The organism is Ruminococcus sp. YE71 (genome assembly GCF_900119155.1).
Classification (GTDB): Bacteria; Bacillota; Clostridia; order Oscillospirales; family Ruminococcaceae; genus YE71.
The window spans coordinates 203,741-220,748 of record NZ_FPIR01000004.1; the positions used below are offsets into that span (position 1 = coordinate 203,741).

Annotated in this window: 17 protein-coding genes; 6 read left to right on the forward strand and 11 right to left on the reverse strand. The window is 54.6% G+C overall.

From position 1 onward, the window contains the following. Positions 1-11: 11 nt before the first annotated feature. From BT142_RS05495 to BT142_RS05545, 11 genes are all read right to left on the reverse strand, one after another. Positions 12-560: a DUF4358 domain-containing protein gene (locus BT142_RS05495; RefSeq protein WP_072417206.1), complete on the reverse strand. Its 549-nt coding sequence runs from the start codon at positions 558-560 to the stop codon at positions 12-14. A gap of 32 nt (positions 561-592) precedes the next feature. Further along, positions 593-1,507, reverse strand: a complete 915-nt coding sequence (locus BT142_RS05500; protein ID WP_072417207.1) for a GDSL-type esterase/lipase family protein — start codon at positions 1,505-1,507, stop codon at positions 593-595. A gap of 391 nt (positions 1,508-1,898) precedes the next feature. Continuing rightward, entirely contained in the window at positions 1,899-3,512 is a 1,614-nt protein-coding gene (locus BT142_RS05505) for an ABC-F family ATP-binding cassette domain-containing protein (RefSeq protein WP_072417208.1), read from the reverse strand. 563 nt (positions 3,513-4,075) lie between these two features. Continuing rightward, positions 4,076-4,513 (reverse strand): chemotaxis protein CheW, encoded by a 438-nt coding sequence (locus BT142_RS05510; protein WP_072417209.1) that lies wholly within the window; start codon positions 4,511-4,513, stop codon positions 4,076-4,078. A 3-nt stretch (positions 4,514-4,516) separates the two neighbouring features. Beyond that, a complete protein-coding gene (locus BT142_RS05515; RefSeq protein WP_072417210.1) occupies positions 4,517-5,533 on the reverse strand; it encodes a chemotaxis protein CheB in 1,017 nt (338 codons plus the stop codon). After that, positions 5,530-6,372, reverse strand: a complete 843-nt coding sequence (locus BT142_RS05520) for a CheR family methyltransferase (protein ID WP_084659338.1) — start codon at positions 6,370-6,372, stop codon at positions 5,530-5,532. The genes BT142_RS05515 and BT142_RS05520 overlap by 4 nt, the downstream gene beginning before the upstream one ends. Before the next feature lie 157 nt (positions 6,373-6,529). Then, a complete protein-coding gene (locus tag BT142_RS05525; RefSeq protein ID WP_072417211.1) occupies positions 6,530-7,000 on the reverse strand; it encodes a DUF3592 domain-containing protein in 471 nt (156 codons plus the stop codon). Positions 7,001-7,012: 12 nt separating this feature from the next. Beyond that, on the reverse strand, positions 7,013-7,507 hold the full coding sequence (locus BT142_RS05530; RefSeq protein WP_072417212.1) for a DUF3592 domain-containing protein: 495 nt from the start codon (positions 7,505-7,507) through the stop codon (positions 7,013-7,015). Between the two features lie 4 nt (positions 7,508-7,511). Further along, the gene (locus tag BT142_RS05535; protein ID WP_242940023.1) at positions 7,512-9,065 is read right to left on the reverse strand and encodes a sensor histidine kinase; all 1,554 of its coding nucleotides are present in this window, start codon (positions 9,063-9,065) and stop codon (positions 7,512-7,514) included. A gap of 36 nt (positions 9,066-9,101) precedes the next feature. Then, a complete protein-coding gene (locus tag BT142_RS05540) occupies positions 9,102-9,800 on the reverse strand; it encodes a response regulator transcription factor (RefSeq protein ID WP_072417213.1) in 699 nt (232 codons plus the stop codon). Positions 9,801-9,878: 78 nt separating this feature from the next. Beyond that, entirely contained in the window at positions 9,879-11,180 is a 1,302-nt protein-coding gene (locus BT142_RS05545; RefSeq protein WP_072417214.1) for a hypothetical protein, read from the reverse strand. 606 nt (positions 11,181-11,786) lie between these two features. On the opposite strand from BT142_RS05545, the gene ruvC reads away from it, so the two are divergent. Genes ruvC through glmM form a run of 6 tightly spaced genes read left to right on the forward strand, consistent with a single transcriptional unit; the run spans position 11,787 to position 16,989 of the window. Further along, on the forward strand, positions 11,787-12,293 hold the full coding sequence (ruvC, locus tag BT142_RS05550; RefSeq protein WP_072417215.1) for a crossover junction endodeoxyribonuclease RuvC: 507 nt from the start codon (positions 11,787-11,789) through the stop codon (positions 12,291-12,293). A gap of 11 nt (positions 12,294-12,304) precedes the next feature. After that, entirely contained in the window at positions 12,305-12,904 is a 600-nt protein-coding gene (gene ruvA, locus BT142_RS05555; RefSeq protein ID WP_072417216.1) for a Holliday junction branch migration protein RuvA, read from the forward strand. 59 nt (positions 12,905-12,963) lie between these two features. Then, positions 12,964-14,052: an alpha/beta hydrolase gene (locus tag BT142_RS05560; RefSeq protein WP_072417217.1), complete on the forward strand. Its 1,089-nt coding sequence runs from the start codon at positions 12,964-12,966 to the stop codon at positions 14,050-14,052. 15 nt (positions 14,053-14,067) lie between these two features. Beyond that, positions 14,068-15,108 (forward strand): Holliday junction branch migration DNA helicase RuvB, encoded by a 1,041-nt coding sequence (ruvB, locus tag BT142_RS05565; protein WP_072417218.1) that lies wholly within the window; start codon positions 14,068-14,070, stop codon positions 15,106-15,108. Between the two features lie 22 nt (positions 15,109-15,130). Further along, positions 15,131-15,619 (forward strand): GNAT family N-acetyltransferase, encoded by a 489-nt coding sequence (locus BT142_RS05570; RefSeq protein ID WP_242871925.1) that lies wholly within the window; start codon positions 15,131-15,133, stop codon positions 15,617-15,619. A gap of 26 nt (positions 15,620-15,645) precedes the next feature. After that, positions 15,646-16,989 (forward strand): phosphoglucosamine mutase, encoded by a 1,344-nt coding sequence (gene glmM / locus BT142_RS05575; RefSeq protein ID WP_072417219.1) that lies wholly within the window; start codon positions 15,646-15,648, stop codon positions 16,987-16,989. Positions 16,990-17,008: the final 19 nt, after the last annotated feature.

The window sequence follows — 17,008 nt, forward strand, 5'->3', positions numbered from 1 at the left end:
TTATCTGTTACTTATCCGATTACCTCTTTTGCCTTTGCATTGTCGTTGCTGAGGCACATATATACCGAGTTGCCGTTCACAACGAGAACGGGGTCGTTGAGCTTAGTCAGCTCGTCGGGGTTGTAGCCCTCGACCGCCTTGATCTGTGCGGCTATCCTTGCCTCACAGGCAGCCTTGATGTCTGCCGCCGCCGCCTCGTCAACAGCGTCGAAGCAGGCGATCTCCTCAGCGGTGGAAACGCCGCCTACGTAAACCTTGCCGTCGGAATACTTGTCCGCGGGGATACCGTACACCTTCTCCACCATTTCGGGCGAGATGGGGTTGAGCTGATCCACATACTCGATTCCGTTGAACAGGTCATCGGCATATGCGCTTGCGTTCTTTCTTGTTTCATCAGTGTGCTCGTTGCCTTCGTTTCCGCCTTCTGCGGTGCTGTCAGCGGTCTGAGCCTGAGCGGGAGCAGCCTTGCTCTCCTCGCTGCTGTCATCACTGCCGCCGCAGGCGGTCATCATCGAAGCCGCCATGATAACTGCGGCAAGTACGCAAATACTCTTTTTCATTTTCATTTTTCCTTTCCGTTATTTATATCAGCTCACACGTTCTCGCCTGTCGGGACAAGATATGCGAGCAGGTCTATCCACTTTAAGCAGTAATCCCTTGTGAAGTGTATGCCGTCGGCAGCCGCGTCCTCGGGGAGCATACCTGACGCGTCCTTGAAGTAGGAGTTGATGTCGAGGTAAGTTGTACCCGTCTGTGCAGCCACCTGCTTTACGAAGTTCTCATTGAACGAGTCGATATTATCGTTTGTGAACACCTCGTTCTCGTTCACTGCGGCAGCGCTCACGGGCAGCACCGACTGGATATAGATCTGAGCGTCGGGCTGAACAGCCTTGACCTGTGTGATGAGATCGACGTAATCCGCCACGAAAGTCTCGGGCGAAGGCCAGCCGAGTTCGTTGATGCCGAACATGATGAAGATACGGCTGTAAGGTTTCTGAGCAGCGCCTTCGATAACAGTACCCATATTGCCGTTATCGAGCGTTACGACCTGATCGGTCAGTGCGGAGCTGATATTCAGACCCTGCGAAGCGTAGAAATCCGCCTTTGCCTTATCGCTGTTGAGTTCAAGACCCACAGTTCTCGAATCGCCGATGAAGCAGGCATCGGAAAAGTCATCCTTCATAGCGGCGCCCTCATACACAGCCGCCTGTGAGCTCGGATCGGAGCTGTCGGAAGGTATCACCTGTTCGGGCAGGGAGTCTGCCTTACTCTCGGTGTCGGTCACTGCCGAGCTGTCCTTCTTCTTTTTCGAGCTTTTCTTCTTGCCCGTCTCGCTCTGCGAAGCCGAAGTCTCGGCCTTCTTTGCGGTCAGCAGTGTAAGTCCGTACTTTCTGCCTGTTACCGCAGTATTTATGAGCCATGCAACCACGAACACTATGAGTGCCGCCGACACCACAGAGATTATTCCCGATTGCAGTCTTACTCTTTGCTGTCTTTCGTCTTTCATGCTTACCATTCCTTTCACGAAAAGCGATATATAAGATATTATACCACATTTTCCGTGTTAAATCAAGTCTGCCGCATGAAAAATTTGCACAGCTTTTGGATTTTTAGTTGTTGATTTGTTACAGTATGGGTGGGCGTTTTTGGGGGTTATTCGGGCGAGCGGCTCGGGTCTTTGGCTCGAATCGCTTGCGTTCTCTCGCCAAAATAAAATCGGCAAATCCGTCTGTTCACGTTCAATCGTCTTTGTCCCTGTTTGGACGGCTTTTTGAACGTGTTTTCAGGATCTGCCGATTTTATATCGTTATGGATCAGTTTGTGCTTTTTATTCGCCTGCGGCGGATCTTGGAGCTCGGATAGGTCATTTGCGCGGTTTAACGATCATCGCATTCTTCTTATTCTGCGTTTGCTTCGCGTTCTTTCTTCCAGTCGAGATATTCCTCATACGTGCCAACCTTATCGATACAGCCGTCCTCGGTTATCTCGATGATGCGGTTAGCGGCGGTCTGCATTATCTCGTGGTCGTGAGTCGTGAAGATCGCCACGCCCTTGAAGTCGGTCAGCGCATTGTTCACCGCCGTGATGGATTCAAGGTCGAGGTGGTTGGTGGGCTGGTCGAGCAGTATAACGTTCGAGCCGAACAGCATCATGCGCGAGAACATACATCTCACCTTCTCGCCGCCCGAGAGAACGTCCACCTTCTTGTAGATATCGTCCCCCGAGAACAGCATCTTGCCGAGGAATCCGCGCAGGAACGTATCGGTGTCCTCGCCCGTCGAGTACTGACGTATCCACTCGACGATGGTCATTTCGCAGCCGTTGAAGTACTCGCTGTTGTCCTTCGGGAAGTAAGAGCGCGATGTCGAAACGCCCCACTTCATCGTGCCGCTGTCGGGCTCGACTTCTTCAGCCATTATCTTGAACAGCATGGTGATAGCCTGTTCGCTCTTGCCGATGATAGCGACCTTGTCGGTGCGTCCGAGAGTGAAGGTCACGTTGTTGAGCAGCTGTTCACCGTTCTCGCCCTTCTTGCAGATACCGTCGAGTTTGAGGATATCCTTGCCGAGTTCGCGGTCGGGTGTGAAGCCGATGTAGGGATATTTTCTCGAAGAAGCAGGCATTTCCTCAACGGTCAGCTTATCGAGCAGTTTGCGGCGGCTGGTCGCCTGCTTGGACTTGGACTTGTTCGCGGAGAACCGCGAGATGAACTCCTGCAATTCCTTTATCTTCTCCTCGGTCTTCTTGTTCTGCTGTTTGATAAGTCTCTGCATCAGCTGCGAGGACTCATACCAGAACTCGTAGTTGCCGACGTACATCTTGACCTTGCCGTAGTCGAAATCGACGATGTGGGTGCAGACGTTATTGAGGAAGTGTCTGTCGTGTGATACCACGAGCACGGTGCCGAAGTATTCCGCGAGGAAGTCCTCCAGCCAGCGGATAGCGTAGATATCGAGGTGGTTAGTCGGCTCGTCCAGCAGGATGATGTCGGGGCTTCCGAAGAGTGCCTGTGCAAGCAGAACCTTGACCTTCTGGTTACCGTCGAGTTCGCTCATCTGCTGATAGAGTATTCCCTCGTCGAGACCGAGACCCTGTATAAGTTTAGAAGCCTCGCTCTCAGCCTCCCAGCCGTTGAGCTCAGCGAACTCGCCTTCGAGCTCCGCAGCTCTTTCGCCGTCCTCGTCTGAGAAATCGGGCTTAGCGTAGAGCTCGTCCTTTTCCTGCATGATATCGTAAAGGCGCTTATTGCCCATGATAACGGTATCGAGCACGGTATACTCATCGAACGCGAAGTGATCCTGTCTCAGAACGGACATACGTGTGCCCTTGTCGATGACGATCTCGCCCTTTGTAGGTTCAAGCTCGCCGCAGAGAATGCGCAGGAATGTGGATTTGCCTGCACCGTTCGCGCCGATGATACCGTAGCAGTTACCGCCCACAAATTTCAGTTCCGCGTCCTTGAACAGCATCTGTCCGCCGAACTGCATTGTCAAGTCATTTACCTGTATCATTTTTCTTCTCCTTTTTCTTTCCTTTTTCCTTTTCGCAGCGCGAAGTCTGTGCGCCGTCAAATCATACAAAGTTTATTATATCATAAAACCACGCGCTATTCTATAATATTTTGTAAATTCACCCTGTGGGGTGTGCTGGTTGGGGTGTTGTACCGCTTGTGCATTACAAGTTCTTTTGAGTCATGACTTGTCGCACCTATTGGTGCGAGGGGGTGTTTCACTCGAATCGCTTCACTCTCTCGCGAAAATAAAATCGGCAAATCGTGTGTTCCTGTTATGTTGGATTGGTTTTTTCATTTTGCGCCTTTTTGGACGTTGTTCTTGGGATTTGCCGATTTTATGTTTGGTGGGGTCGTTTGTGCGCTTTCGGGGCAGAACGGTGTTCCGAGGGCGGGGACGCTGTCCCCGAGCCCCTGCTGGGGGACCCTTTGTAGCCGTGCGCAGCTAAGGCGGGGGTCTCCCTCCCTCCTAAACTTTTTAGTCTCCGGCGAACACGAGGGGGGTGTCTTGGCTTTTCATTTGATAAAAAAAGAGAGAATGAATAGTCATTCTCTCTTTCCTGTTTATTCTCCGCATAACAGTCCGGGGGTTATTACGTAGTATATCTTCCCGTCATGCACGAATGTGCCCGATACATACTTCGCAAAACTCTCCGAATTCACCGCGGGCGGCGGACTCAGCTCCTCTTCCAGCTTCACCGAACCGCATACTTCATCGGTCAGCGCGGCACAGCGGTCGTACCTGCCGTCAAGCCCTTCTGTCAGCTTCGCAACGATGAAACAGCTGTACTCGCCCCTCACTCGCCTGCCCAAGCCAAATCGCCGCGCAGTGTCGATGACAGGCACTACTTCGCCCTCCGAAACATACGTCCCGGGCATATACTCGGGAAATGAGGGCGCCGCTGTCACCGTCTTGTCCGCGGCAGCCTCGATGCGGATGATGTCGTCAAAATCACAGGCGAAATCCACGCCTGCTGTCTTAAAGGTCAGGTAGCTTTTCATATCTTATTTCCACTCCCCAAGTTTCTTGCGGACGTTGAAGCTGATGCTGCCCAGCGCACTCTGCTTCTCCACCGCGCCCGCTTCAAAAGCCGCTCTCGGCATACCGTATACCATCGAGGTCTTTTCGTCCTGCCCTATTGTGTATGCCCCTGCTTTCCTGAGCTTCAGCATACCGTCGGCGCCGTCGTAGCCCATTCCCGTCAGCAGCACCGCGATGAAACGGTCAGCTCTCAGCTCCGCCGCCGACGTGAACAGCGCGTCCACCGAAGGACAGTGCCCCGATATCTTCTCGCCCTCTTTCGAGCTTATGGCGTAGCCAGTCACCGACTGTACTATGCGCATATGCTTCGCGCCCTCGGCGATGACCACCATGCCCTTTTCGAGAGCCATGCCGTCTACCGCCTGACACACTTTCAGACTGCACTCTTTTTTCAGCCGCTCCACGAAAAGCGAGGTATATCCCGGCGGAAGATGCAGCGTCACGGCTGTGGGCGGCATCGAGCTGTCAAAGCCTTTGAGCACCACGGGCAGAGCCTCGGTACTGCCTGCCGAACCCCCGATGAGAATGAGTCTGCGGTCGGCTGCGGCTATCTTCTCGGCTGTGCGTCTGAGCTTGTAGACCTTGCCCTCGCAGGTTATCTCGCGGAGATTCGCGGCGTTTGCCATCGCCGACCTGAGCGCACCGCGGAATTCCTCTATCGCGCTGCCGTCGGGTTTGAGCACGAAATCCGCCGCTCCTGCCGTCAGCATCGTCGAAGCCATACCCTTGTGGGTGGTGCAGGCGATGACGGGGATAGCGTACTGAGGGATGAGCTTGCGCAGGAATTTTGCGCCGCCCAGCACGGGCAGTTCAACGTCGAGGATGAGCATATCGGGTTTCAGCTTTTCGATAAGGGTGACCGCCTCATACGGGTCGGTGGCGCAGCCGCATATCTCGAAGCCGTCGGTGCCGTTCACTATGCTTTTCACCAGCTGTGTGTACAGGGGGGAATCATCAAGGATAAGTATGCGTCTTTTCATCTTTCATCCCTCCTCAGTTTGCGGTAGACCGCCGCCTGTTCGCGGACATACGGGCAGTCGTCTGGCAGCGATTCGGCGTGACCGATGTAGAGATAGCCGCCCTCATTGGTAGCGTCGTAGAAGCGGCGTATCAGCTGTGAGATGGTATCTCTCTCGAAATATATCATTACGTTTCGGCAGACTATCAGGTCGAATTTCTTCTTGAAGGTGATAGGATCCATAAGATTATGGCACTTGAACACCACCTGTGAGCGCAGCCGTTCATTAACGGTGTAGATGCCGTTCTTCTCGGTGAAATACTTGCGTTTCCAGATCTTCGGGAGCGCATCGAGAGTCGCCTCACTGTAGCTGCCGCGCTTTGCAGTCAGCAGGGCGTTGTGGGATATATCGGTCGCAAGGATGCGCCTGTCCCAGTTGTTGTTCCGCCCCTCGAAGTAGTCCTCCATGCAGGCGGCGAAGGTGTAAGCCTCATGCCCGAAGGAACAGCCCGCGCTCCAGATACAGAGCTGGTCGCCCCTGAGGGTCTTTTCCGCGTTCGGCAGAAAGACCTTCCTGAAATGGTCGTAATGCTCCTGTTCGCGCATGAAGTATGTATAATTTGTCGTCAGGCGGTTGATGATGTTCGCCATCTCCGTCTCATTATCCGCGGCGAGCGCAACCGAGGTGAACTCCGCGAACGATGAGAAGCCTCTGTCAAGGACATAGTTATAAAGCCGACTCTCGACAAGCTTTTTCTTATCGTCGAGATTCAGCCCGTATCGGGTCTTGATGCAGTCAGCAAGCCTTAGAAAATCCTCGTCCGTCATCGGGGCGAGTCGCTGAGGGAAGAATGCGTTCATAACATCACACCTTCTTTATCAGATAAGAAATGAGAGACAGGAGATGCGGTATCGCCTTCGGCGACGTTATTCCAGCGGTTTGTGCAGTATCTTTTTTAATTGTCCGCACGGCGGACTTCATAATTCTTATTCCCTATTTCTCATCTCGTATTTCTTATCACTGATACATTATCGATTCACGGTTCTTTTTGTAGCGTTTTTTCGCGAACATCGTGATGATGCCGACGGCTATCTCAAGCACTCCGCCGCCGCCGAATCCTATCGCCATGTAGCGCAGGAAGTTGTCCGAATCGACGTAGACGCTGTTCGGGTCGGTGGGGTCGTAGCGCAGTTCGGCGGTGTCGCCGACGCTGTACTTCGGGGGCGAGCTGTAGGTGTTCATCTTTACCGTGTACACCTTCCCGTCCGCCGTGAAGCTGAACACAGGCGCCTGCGCGTGGGAAGAACTGCTCTGACGCATATCCGTGACTACCGCGGTGACGATCTCGGTGCATCTGTCGCTTTCCTGCTTGTCGGCAAAATACATGATGCCGCCCAACGCACCTATTATCACTCCGATGGCTATGAATACCACCGAGATTATTGTCAAAAACGCCGTGACTTTTTTTGTTCCTGCCGAACGATCCATTTTATCTGCTCCTTACATACCGTACTGCTGATACTGATACTGCGGCGGCGGTGTGCGCCCGAGCTTTCTCGTCAGCACAAAGCCGAGTATTATCACAACAAGCCCCATAAGCACCAGTCCTCCGCCCACCGCGATGAACACCGTGATGATGGTGCGGAGAGTCTTGTCGCCAGGCACGAATATCGTCGTCGGGGCGTCGGGGTCGTAGTTCAGCTGCACTTTCTCACCCACCGAATAGCGCGGCGGATCCGAGTAGTTCGAGTAGGTGACCTGATATTTCTTGCCGTCAACGCTGAACAGGAAGATCGGCGCCGAAGCCTTATCGCTGTCGGAAACGAGCTTTATGACCTCAGCTTCGGCAGTACCGCTGCACTTGTCGCGGAGCTTGTCCTGCGAGATGCGGAACGCCAGCGACACGCCTCCGAATACCAGTCCCACCAGTATAAGAATGACACCGAAAAAAGCCGCTATCACTCTTATGATTATCTTTCCGCCGTTCGGTCTCATTCCGTTATCCCTCCGTCTTGGTCCTGTCCGACGAAATGAGCTGAGCGTCTACCGTCGGCTTGTTCTCGGTCTGCTGTTTGCCGTCGTTTATCGCAGGGAGGGTTATCAGCACGGTCGTGCCCACGCCCTCTTCGCTGTTGATGTTCAGCGTGCCGTTGTGACGGGTGATTATCTCGTTCGCCACCGCAAGTCCGATGCCCGAACCGCGGCGCGTATGGTTCGCCTTGAAGAACTTCGTCTTGACCTTCGGAAGGTCTTCTTTCTTGATGCCGATGCCCGTGTCGCTCACGAGTATGCAGATGTCGCCCTTTTCCTCATACGCCTCCACCGACACGGTATCGCCCTTGTCGGAGTACTTGATGGCGTTGTCCACGATGTTTATGAACACCTGTCTGAGCCTGTTCTTGTCGCCGTAAACGAAGGGCAGCATAGTGGGCTCGTAGTAGTTGAGGGTGATGCCAAGCGCCCTCGCACGCTCCTGATAGATGAGCACCGTCTCGCCTATCTCGGCGAGTATGTCTATCTTGTCCATGATGAGCGTCAGGCGGTTGTCCTGTATGCGTGAGAAGTCGAGAAGCTCTTCCACCATCTGCGAAAGTCTCTCGGTCTCGGATGTGATCACGCGCATACCCTTGACGAAGGTATCCCTGTCGTCTATCGCCGTCAGCGTCTCGCTCCAGCCCTTGATGGCGGTGAGCGGCGTTCTCAGCTCATGGGAGATGGACGATATGAACTCGTTCTTCATGGACTCGGTTCGCGAAAGCTCCTGAGCCATGTAGTTTATCGAGTCGCAGAGGTCGCCCAGCTCGTCGTCCGAGGTCTTGTCGATGCGCTCCGAGAAGTCGCCCTTCGCTATCTTTCGCGCTATCTCGCCTATCCTGATAACGGGGTACACTATCGAGCGGATGAAAAACCTGCCCGACAGGTATATCAGCAGCGTTATCAGCAGGAACAGCATGACCACTCCGAGCATGAGTATCAGAAGCTGATGGTCAACGTTCTTCATGGAGCTGACCATACGCAGAGCCTTGTATTCGCAGCCCGCCAGCGATATCATCGAGGTCACGGCTATGACCTTCTCGCCGCTCGGCAGCTCGAAGATGTCGTAAGCCATGCCGTTGTCGGCGATCTTTGCGGCCTCATAGTCGGAGAAGCTCATATCCTCTCCCGGTGAGAAGCCCGACGAGGTGATGTCCACCCTGTCGTCGGCGGTTATCGCCATAAGCTCTATCTTGTCCTTGTCCTCATACCCCTCGACTATCGAGCGTATCTGTGCCGAGTAGTTGATGGCGGTGTCGCCCGAGTAGTTCTCAAGCGAGCCCGTGATTATGTTCATTCGGCTGGTGAGGTACTGCCTTGCCGAGCCGTAGTAGTAGCTCCTCAGCAGCACGCCTATGAGCACACCCGTTATCACCAGCAGAGCCACGACCATGCCCATCGAGGTCGTCTGCCAGTGGGTGACGATGCTTCGCCTGCCGAAGGGGTTCCTTGCCCTGCGTTCGGACTTTGCCTTCTTTGCCTTGTTTTTCGGCTTTGCCTTAAATTTGAATAAGGTCACACCCATATCTTTTATCACTTATTTCCCGTCTCCGCTTCAGCTGGCGCTCCACTTGTAGCCGAAGCCCCAGATGGTGAGGATGTACTTCGGGTTGGAGGGCTCGTCCTCGATCTTCATGCGGATACGGCGGATGTTAACGTCCACTATCTTGTCGTCGCCGTAGTAGCTCTCGCCCCAGATATGGTTGAGTATGCTGGAACGGTCGAGAGCGGTGTTCTGGTTTTTGAAGAAGTACTCCATTATCTGGTACTCCACCTGTGTCAGGTCTATCTGCGTGCCGTTCTTGAACACGGTACGGCTCTTGAGGTTAAGAGTGAAGGGGCCGCTCGTGATGACCGAAGCAGTCTCTGCCTTCGAGTGTACCATGCTTACGCGGCGGCATACCGCATCGACTCTCGCGATAAGCTCCGAGATGGAGAAGGGCTTTGTGATATAGTCGTCCGCGCCCATCATAAGCGAGGATATCTTGTCCATCTCCTGCGACTTAGCCGACAGCATGATGATGCCCATAGTCTCGCTTCTCTCGCGGAACTTCTTGCATACCTGCATACCGTCCATACCGGGCATCATGATGTCCAGCAGAGCCACGTCGAATCCGCCGTCCTCGTTATCGTATGCCTTTATCGCGTCCTCGCCGCAGCAGACATCCACCACGTCGTAGCCGCTTCTTTTAAGGTTTATCACCACAAAATCTCTTATGGACTCCTCGTCCTCACATACCAGTACTTTTTTCATTATATCCCAGTCCTTTCTTTGGTTTTTCTGTAATTTTTTCCGAACGCATGCACGTATCTCAGCCGTTCACTCAGGGGTTCAGTTCGTTATCGGATAGAAGTTGTTCTGTACCTCGTCTATCGTCAGTATAAGTTTTTCGCGCTTGTTTGTGGGCAGCTTCACCAGATAGTCTATCTGTCCCGACGAAACGATGAGCCTGTAGCCGTTGTAGAGCAGCTCTTCCGCCTCGTCCTTGCGGACGGTCTTGATGCGCATGAGCTCCTGCATCTCGGCGTTGATATCGCCCTCGTACTTGTAGAACACGGCTTCGCCCGTATCGGCGTCTGTCTTGACCGTCACCGTATCCGTCCATCTCTGGGGGAACTCCAGCGTGTATCCGTCGGCAACGCTGTGGTAGCCCGATATCTTCGGGGTCAGCTTATAGAAATCCTCATAAACGCTCCAGGTCGTTTTCAGCACCTGTTCCTCCGCCACCGCGTCCTCGTAACCGAGCATCGGCTTGCAGGAAGGTATCTCGTAAACGCCGTCGCCGTCAAGGTCTGCGCAGTTGTAGCCCGCAGGTCTCGTGACCATCGCCGCCATCTTCTCGGCTCTGAGCCGTACGGGGTTCTGAAGTCCCGAATAGCGGTAGAACACCAGCTCCGTCCGAAGCTGACCGTCGGGGTCGAGCTCGTCTATGTACACCGCGGGGTCGCCGCTTTTCAGCCTGCCCTTGTACGCCTTCACGTAGCTCTGAACGCTCGGCATCATGTCGATGCCGTCGTCCTTGACTATCTCACCGTCGCTTATCCTCAGCAGGTAGGCTTTGGTGAAAGCCGTGCCCGTCTCGGAATCCTGTATGCGCTGAATGGTGACTATCTCCTCCTTGCCGTCGGAATTGATGTCCACCGTTTCGAGGAGCGAGTAGCTGTCCGCGCCGATGCGCTGGAAGGTCTCTCCCGAGTAGCTGTATATCTCAAGGGCGTTCTCGCCAGTGATGTTCTGGTAGCCGACGAGGATGTCCTGGTCACTGCCCGAACCCATCGCCGAGATCACCACCTTGTCTATCTCCGTGCCTGCGCCTGCTATCTCTCTCACCGAGTACCAGCTGCCATCCTCGCGCCTGTCAAGCAGGTTGACGCGCACGCCCTCATTCTCCGCGCCCGTATATTCGTAGAATACCAGCGCTTCCTCCGTAGGCTCGCCGTCAACGTTCGCGATGACGTAAGCCGAGCGGTTCGCACCGCCCCGCGGATATTTCAGCGTGATGTTCCTGCCGACGGCAGCGATGAGCGCCGCGTGTATCTGCGACTGTTCATCGGTAAGTTTTGGTGCTGCCAGCAGACTGTCTACCGTAAGATTTACACCTGTGCAGCCCGAAAGTATCATCGCCGCCGCCATCGAAACGGCAGCGAGCTTTATGCGGTCAAACGTCTGTACACACCTCCGAGGGTTCAGCAGACAACAGTCTGCTCATTATAATCTATTTTATTATAACACATTCCGCAAAAATTTGCAAGAGAAATTTTAGGGCAATACCGCACAACCGTTTTTCGTCAGATCGTCTAAGGCAACACCGCACGACCATTGTGCGTCAGATGCGAAGTCAGAAATTTCGTCAGATTACCTAAATGAGGCGCAGATGGGCTGGCGCCCATCAAGCCGAATTTGGGTAATATGACGGAATTTATGCAAGCATATGACGTGCAAAGGCGCGAGCCGGTGGTTGCGCGGTGTTGCCCTAAATCCGACGCAGGCTTTCTGACGCAAGTCAAGGGGAATTTGGACAACATGACGGAAAATATGCAAGCAGGCGAAGTCGGCGGTCGTGCGGTGCTGCCTTAGTGACAAATGTGACAGGAACATACCCCCTCGGAGCCCCCGGTGCATCCGACGTACAATTTACGGGCGCTTATGCCTAAATAATTTGATATTTTGGGGCTTGAAATCCTTTTCGTGATGTGATATAATAGTATAGATTGTACGAACACGGAGAGGAGTGAGGGTTTGAGGATACTCGGGATAGACCCAGGATACGCAATTGTGGGCTACGGCGTCATCGACTACGACGGCTCGGATATGCAGCTGATAGGCATGGGCGCCATCACTACCGAAGCAGGCACGCCTTTTGAAAAACGCCTGCTCGCCATCTATAGCGATATGCGCGTTCTCCTGCAAAACTACAAGCCCGATGAGCTCAGCATCGAAAAACTCTACTTCGGCAACAACAAGACCACGGGCATCGGGGTCGGCGAGGCAAGAGGGGTCATCCTCCTCGCGGCGACACAGTTCGGGCTGCCGATATACGAATACACCCCCTCACAGGTCAAGAGCGGCATCACAGGCTACGGCAACGCCGAAAAACAGCAGGTGCAGGAGATGACCCGTGTGATACTTCACCTCAAGAACGTACCCAAGCCCGACGATACCGCCGACGCGGTGGCGATGGCGATGTGCCACGCCTACTCGGTGAATTCGCGGCGTCTCGTTGAGGGTCAGAAACGCAGATACTAAGGAGCAGACAGATGATATATTCTTTAAGGGGCAGGCTCGCACACACCGAAGCCGAGCTTGCGGTGGTGGAATGCGGCGGCGTTGGATACGCCTGCAAGACTACCATGTCAACGCTGCAAAAGATAACGGGCAGCGATGAGGTGTTCCTCTACACATACATGAGCGTGAGAGAGGACGCGGTGGAGCTGTTCGGTTTCGCCGAGCGCGAGGAGCTAAAATGCTTCAAACTGCTCATATCGGTAAGCGGCGTGGGCCCGAAGGCGGCGCTCTCGATACTGTCGGGGATGAGCACTCAGCAGTTCGCACTCTGCGTCGCGACTGCCGACTCAAAGTCGCTCACCAAGATAAAAGGTATCGGCGCCAAGACCGCTCAGAGAATAATCCTTGAACTTAAAGACAAACTCGCAGGCGAGACTATCTCGGTGCGCGGTCAGGGCGGCACAGTCCCGACTGCCGCAGTCGCAGGATCGAACATCGCCGAAGCAGTCACCGCCCTCGAAGTCCTCGGCTACACCGAGGGCGAGGCTCTGTCCGTCCTCGGCAAACTCGACCCGTCGCTGCCCGTCGAGGAGCTTATAAAGAAAGCACTGATCGGGCTCGCGAGATTTTAGACGAACATTCCCGCAAAGACCGACATAGACATATAAAAAAGAAAACGAAGATAACGACAATGAAAACAAAAACGACCTCAAAGAAGAAAAAGATAATCCTGATAATCCTCATAGTGCTGTTTGTACTCAACATCGCGGACTGCGTCATGTCGGTGGTGATATACAAGGAGAATTTCGACAAGCGCTTCACTACGCCCGAGCCCTTCCCCCATATCGAGGAATTCGCGGAGCTCGGCGCTACAAAATATACCTTTCCCTCGGATAAGGGACAGATGCTCACGGGCTATATGTACCGCTACCCCGAGAGAAACGAACATCAGCCCCCTCACGGTATCATCGTTATGGCTCACGGCTTCGGCGGCGGACATAAAAGCTATATGAACATTGCCGACTGGTTCGCGGCTCACGATTACCTCGTTTTCGCCTACGACGCCACGGGCAACGACGAGAGCGGGGGCGACGCCGTGGGCGGTCTGCCCCAGGGCGTTATCGACCTCGACCACGCAATCAGCTTCGTCGAAGAAAAATACCCCGATATGCCCATAGCTCTCTTCGGGCACAGCTGGGGCGGCTACAGCGTCATGAGCGTTCTGAAATATCACCCCGAGGTAAAGGCTGTCGCAGAATGCTCGGGCTTCGCCGCCGCTTCGGATATGTTCGAGATCGAGGGCAAAAATCAGGCGGGAGCGTTTATATACGCCATGCTCCCCTACGTGAAGCTCTACGACCGCATCAAGTTCGGCAAGTACGCGGCAAACGGCGCGCTCGACGGCTTTGCGCAAAGCGACACCCCCGCCATGATAATACACAGCGCTGACGACGACGTGGTGCCTATAGCTTACGGCTACGACAAGATATACAAGAGCTTCGGCAGCGACCCACGCTTTGAGTTTATCCGCTTCGAGGACGCGGGGCACAATCACGTTTACGACAGCAACGAAAAGCGCGAGATACTCAACGGCAAGTTCGAGGAATGGCTGAAAGCCCGCGGCTACGACTACGAGGCTCCCGAAAACGCAGAGCGTCTGAAGGAGGACAAGGCTTATTACATGAGCAATGTCATGGATAAGCACGAGTGGAACAGCACGCTGAACGACGAGCTTTTCGAAAAGATAGACACATTCTACAAAAAGAACCTGACCAACTGATATTGGAGAATACAGATGATAGAACAAGGCGACCTTGAATTTGAGGGTCGGGCGGTGTCTCCGAGGGAGCAGCCGCCTGATACCACCGACGATTTTGACATAAGCGTCCGACCAATGACCCTTGCGGACTACATCGGGCAGGACGACGTAAAAGAGAACGTAAAGATATGCATCGAAGCGGCAAAGCAGCGCGGCGATGCGCTTGACCATGTACTGCTGTACGGCCCTCCCGGGCTGGGCAAGACGACCCTTTCGATGATAATCGCGCACGAGATGGGTGTGGACATCCGCACGACCTCGGGGCCTGCCATAGAAAAGCCGGGCGACCTGGCGGCTATACTCACCAACCTTAAAAAGGGCGATGTACTGTTCATCGACGAGATACACCGTCTGTCGCGGCAGGTGGAGGAGATACTCTACCCTGCGCTGGAGGACTACGCCCTCGACATCATCATGGGCAAGGGACCTGCGGCGAGGTCGATACGCATCGAGCTGGAGAAATTCACGCTGGTGGGTGCGACCACACGCTCGGGACAGCTTTCCGCGCCGCTCCGCGACCGTTTCGGCATCATCGAACGTCTGGAGCTATACAAGCCCGAACAGCTGACCGAGATAGTTCTGCGGTCGGCGATGATACTGGGCGTTTACTGCGACCGCGATGGCGCATTCGAGCTGGCTTCGCGTTCGAGGGGAACGCCGCGAATCGCGAACAGACTGCTTCGCCGTGCGAGAGACTACGCACAGGTGGTGGGCGACGGAAAGATAACCAAGGAAATAGCCGCGTTCACGCTCAGCAAACTGGACATCGACAGTCTCGGGCTCGACAAGCTCGACAGGCGTTTCCTCAGCATGATGATAAAGGGCTACGGCGGCGGTCCCGTGGGATTGCAGACGTTAGCGTCGGCGATCGGCGAGGAAGCCGTGACCTTAGAGGATGTGTGCGAGCCGTATCTGATGCAGCTGGGCTTCGTGGCAAAGACCCCACGCGGACGCGTGGCGACTCAGCTTGCCTACGACCACCTCGGGATACTGAAGGACGGGCAGACCCACCTTTGACTTCAGATAATAAACAAGAAATATGGATATTACGATAACACCTGTGACAGCGGAAAACGCCGAGATCGCGGGACGGATAATTTACGATGCCTGGGGCGAGACTTACAGAGGGCTGATGCCCGATGATGTGCTCGACGGGCGTTCGCTCGAACGGTGCGTCGGCAGAGCGCGGGAGAACTGCGGTAACTACAGGCTCGCATTTGCCGACGGTGAAGCCGCTGGGACGGTCGCTGTTCTTCCGCAGGCGCGGGAGTTCTGCACTCACGCCGACAGCGGCGAGATAGTCGCGCTCTACGTGCTGAAAAGATTTCAGCGGCAGGGCGTGGGAAAAGCCCTCGTGAAAGCCGCGGCGGACGCTCTCGGCAGGGACAAGATAACCCTCTTCGTCCTGAAAGGCAACGATAATGCAGCATGGTTCTACAAGGCGATGGGCTTTGAGTTCACGGGAAAGGAACTCTGCGAAAACGGCATGACCGACCTTGAAATGATATATTTCAAACGCAAAAAATAAACATTTTATATTTAAGGAGAATTATTATGGGAAGATTATTTGGTACTGACGGTGCAAGGGGTGTAGCCATCACGGAACTCACCTGTGAGACAGCTATGAATATCGGCAGAGCGGCGGCTATGGTGCTCGCAAAGGAATGCGACCATACCCCGAAGATAATCATCGGCAAGGACACACGTATCTCGGGCGACGTGCTCGAAGCGGCTCTCGCGGCAGGTATCTGCTCGGTGGGTGCTGACACACACATCCTCGGCGTAGTGCCGACCCCTGCGGTGGCTCTGCTCGTCAAGAAGTACAACGCCGACGCAGGCGTTATGATATCGGCATCGCACAACTCGGTGGAGTTCAACGGCATCAAGCTGTTCTCCTCCACGGGCTTCAAGCTGCCCGATGCTGTTGAGGAAGAGATCGAAGCGCTCATCCTCGACACCCCCGAGAAGATAGCCCTCAAAGACCACTGCGACATCGGCAGGATATACCGCTGCGATACCGCTGCAAATGACTATATCGAGTTCATCAAGTCGGCTATCGACGCCGATGTGAACGGCCTCAAGGTCGTTCTCGACTGCGCGAACGGTTCGGCAAGCGCCACCGCACACCAGATATTTGAGGGTCTCGGCGCTCAGTGTACATTCATCAGCCACGAGCCCGACGGCACCAACATCAACAAGAACTGCGGCTCCACCCACATCGAGGCTTTGCAGGCTAAGGTGAAGGAAGTCGGCGCGGACGTCGGTCTCGCATTCGACGGCGACGCTGACAGATGCCTCGCGGTGGACGAGAACGGCGAGCTCATCGACGGCGACAAGCTGCTCGCCATCTTCTCGCAGTATATGCGTGACAAGGGTCAGCTCAAAAAGGACACCTGCGTTGTCACCGTCATGTCGAACATCGGTTTCTTCCGCTTCTGCGAGAAGAACAGCCTGCACGCCGAGATAACAGCTGTAGGCGACCGCTACGTTCTGGAAAATATGCTGGCTAACGGCTACAACATCGGCGGCGAGCAGTCGGGTCACATCATCATGCTCGACTACGCAAACACGGGCGACGGCGAGCTTACGGGCGCAAAGCTCCTTGAGATACTCGCAAACACGGGTAAGAAGGCTTCCGAGCTGGCTTCCTGCATGGAAGTGTTCCCGCAGGTGCTGGTCAACGTCCGCATCACCGCCGAAAAGAAGGGTCTGTGGGACAAGACCAAGTCTGTCACCGACAAGATAGCCGAGGTAGAAGGCAAGCTGGGCGACGAGGGCAGAGTCCTCGTGCGTGAGAGCGGTACGGAGCCGCTGGTGCGCGTGATGCTCGAAGGCAGGAACACCGAGGAGATAACCGCATACGCCAACGAGATAGCGGCACTTGTCGAGAAGATGTGATGCCGCTTCGGCCGAAAGG

Coding starts and splice junctions, on each gene's coding strand:
- ruvA (WP_072417216.1), top strand. CDS start 12,305: ATGATATATTCTTTAAGGGGCAGGCTCGCACACACCGAAGCCGAGCTT.
- ruvB (WP_072417218.1), top strand. CDS start 14,068: ATGATAGAACAAGGCGACCTTGAATTTGAGGGTCGGGCGGTGTCTCCG.
- BT142_RS05570 (WP_242871925.1), top strand. CDS start 15,131: ATGGATATTACGATAACACCTGTGACAGCGGAAAACGCCGAGATCGCG.
- BT142_RS05505 (WP_072417208.1), bottom strand. CDS start 3,512: ATGATACAGGTAAATGACTTGACAATGCAGTTCGGCGGACAGATGCTG.
- BT142_RS05540 (WP_072417213.1), bottom strand. CDS start 9,800: ATGAAAAAAGTACTGGTATGTGAGGACGAGGAGTCCATAAGAGATTTT.
- BT142_RS05515 (WP_072417210.1), bottom strand. CDS start 5,533: ATGAAAAGACGCATACTTATCCTTGATGATTCCCCCCTGTACACACAG.
- BT142_RS05525 (WP_072417211.1), bottom strand. CDS start 7,000: ATGGATCGTTCGGCAGGAACAAAAAAAGTCACGGCGTTTTTGACAATA.
- BT142_RS05510 (WP_072417209.1), bottom strand. CDS start 4,513: ATGAAAAGCTACCTGACCTTTAAGACAGCAGGCGTGGATTTCGCCTGT.
- BT142_RS05545 (WP_072417214.1), bottom strand. CDS start 11,180: ATGGCGGCGGCGATGATACTTTCGGGCTGCACAGGTGTAAATCTTACG.
- BT142_RS05500 (WP_072417207.1), bottom strand. CDS start 1,507: ATGAAAGACGAAAGACAGCAAAGAGTAAGACTGCAATCGGGAATAATC.
- BT142_RS05520 (WP_084659338.1), bottom strand. CDS start 6,372: ATGAACGCATTCTTCCCTCAGCGACTCGCCCCGATGACGGACGAGGAT.
- BT142_RS05530 (WP_072417212.1), bottom strand. CDS start 7,507: ATGAGACCGAACGGCGGAAAGATAATCATAAGAGTGATAGCGGCTTTT.
- BT142_RS05495 (WP_072417206.1), bottom strand. CDS start 560: ATGAAAAAGAGTATTTGCGTACTTGCCGCAGTTATCATGGCGGCTTCG.
- BT142_RS05560 (WP_072417217.1), top strand. CDS start 12,964: ATGAAAACAAAAACGACCTCAAAGAAGAAAAAGATAATCCTGATAATC.
- glmM (WP_072417219.1), top strand. CDS start 15,646: ATGGGAAGATTATTTGGTACTGACGGTGCAAGGGGTGTAGCCATCACG.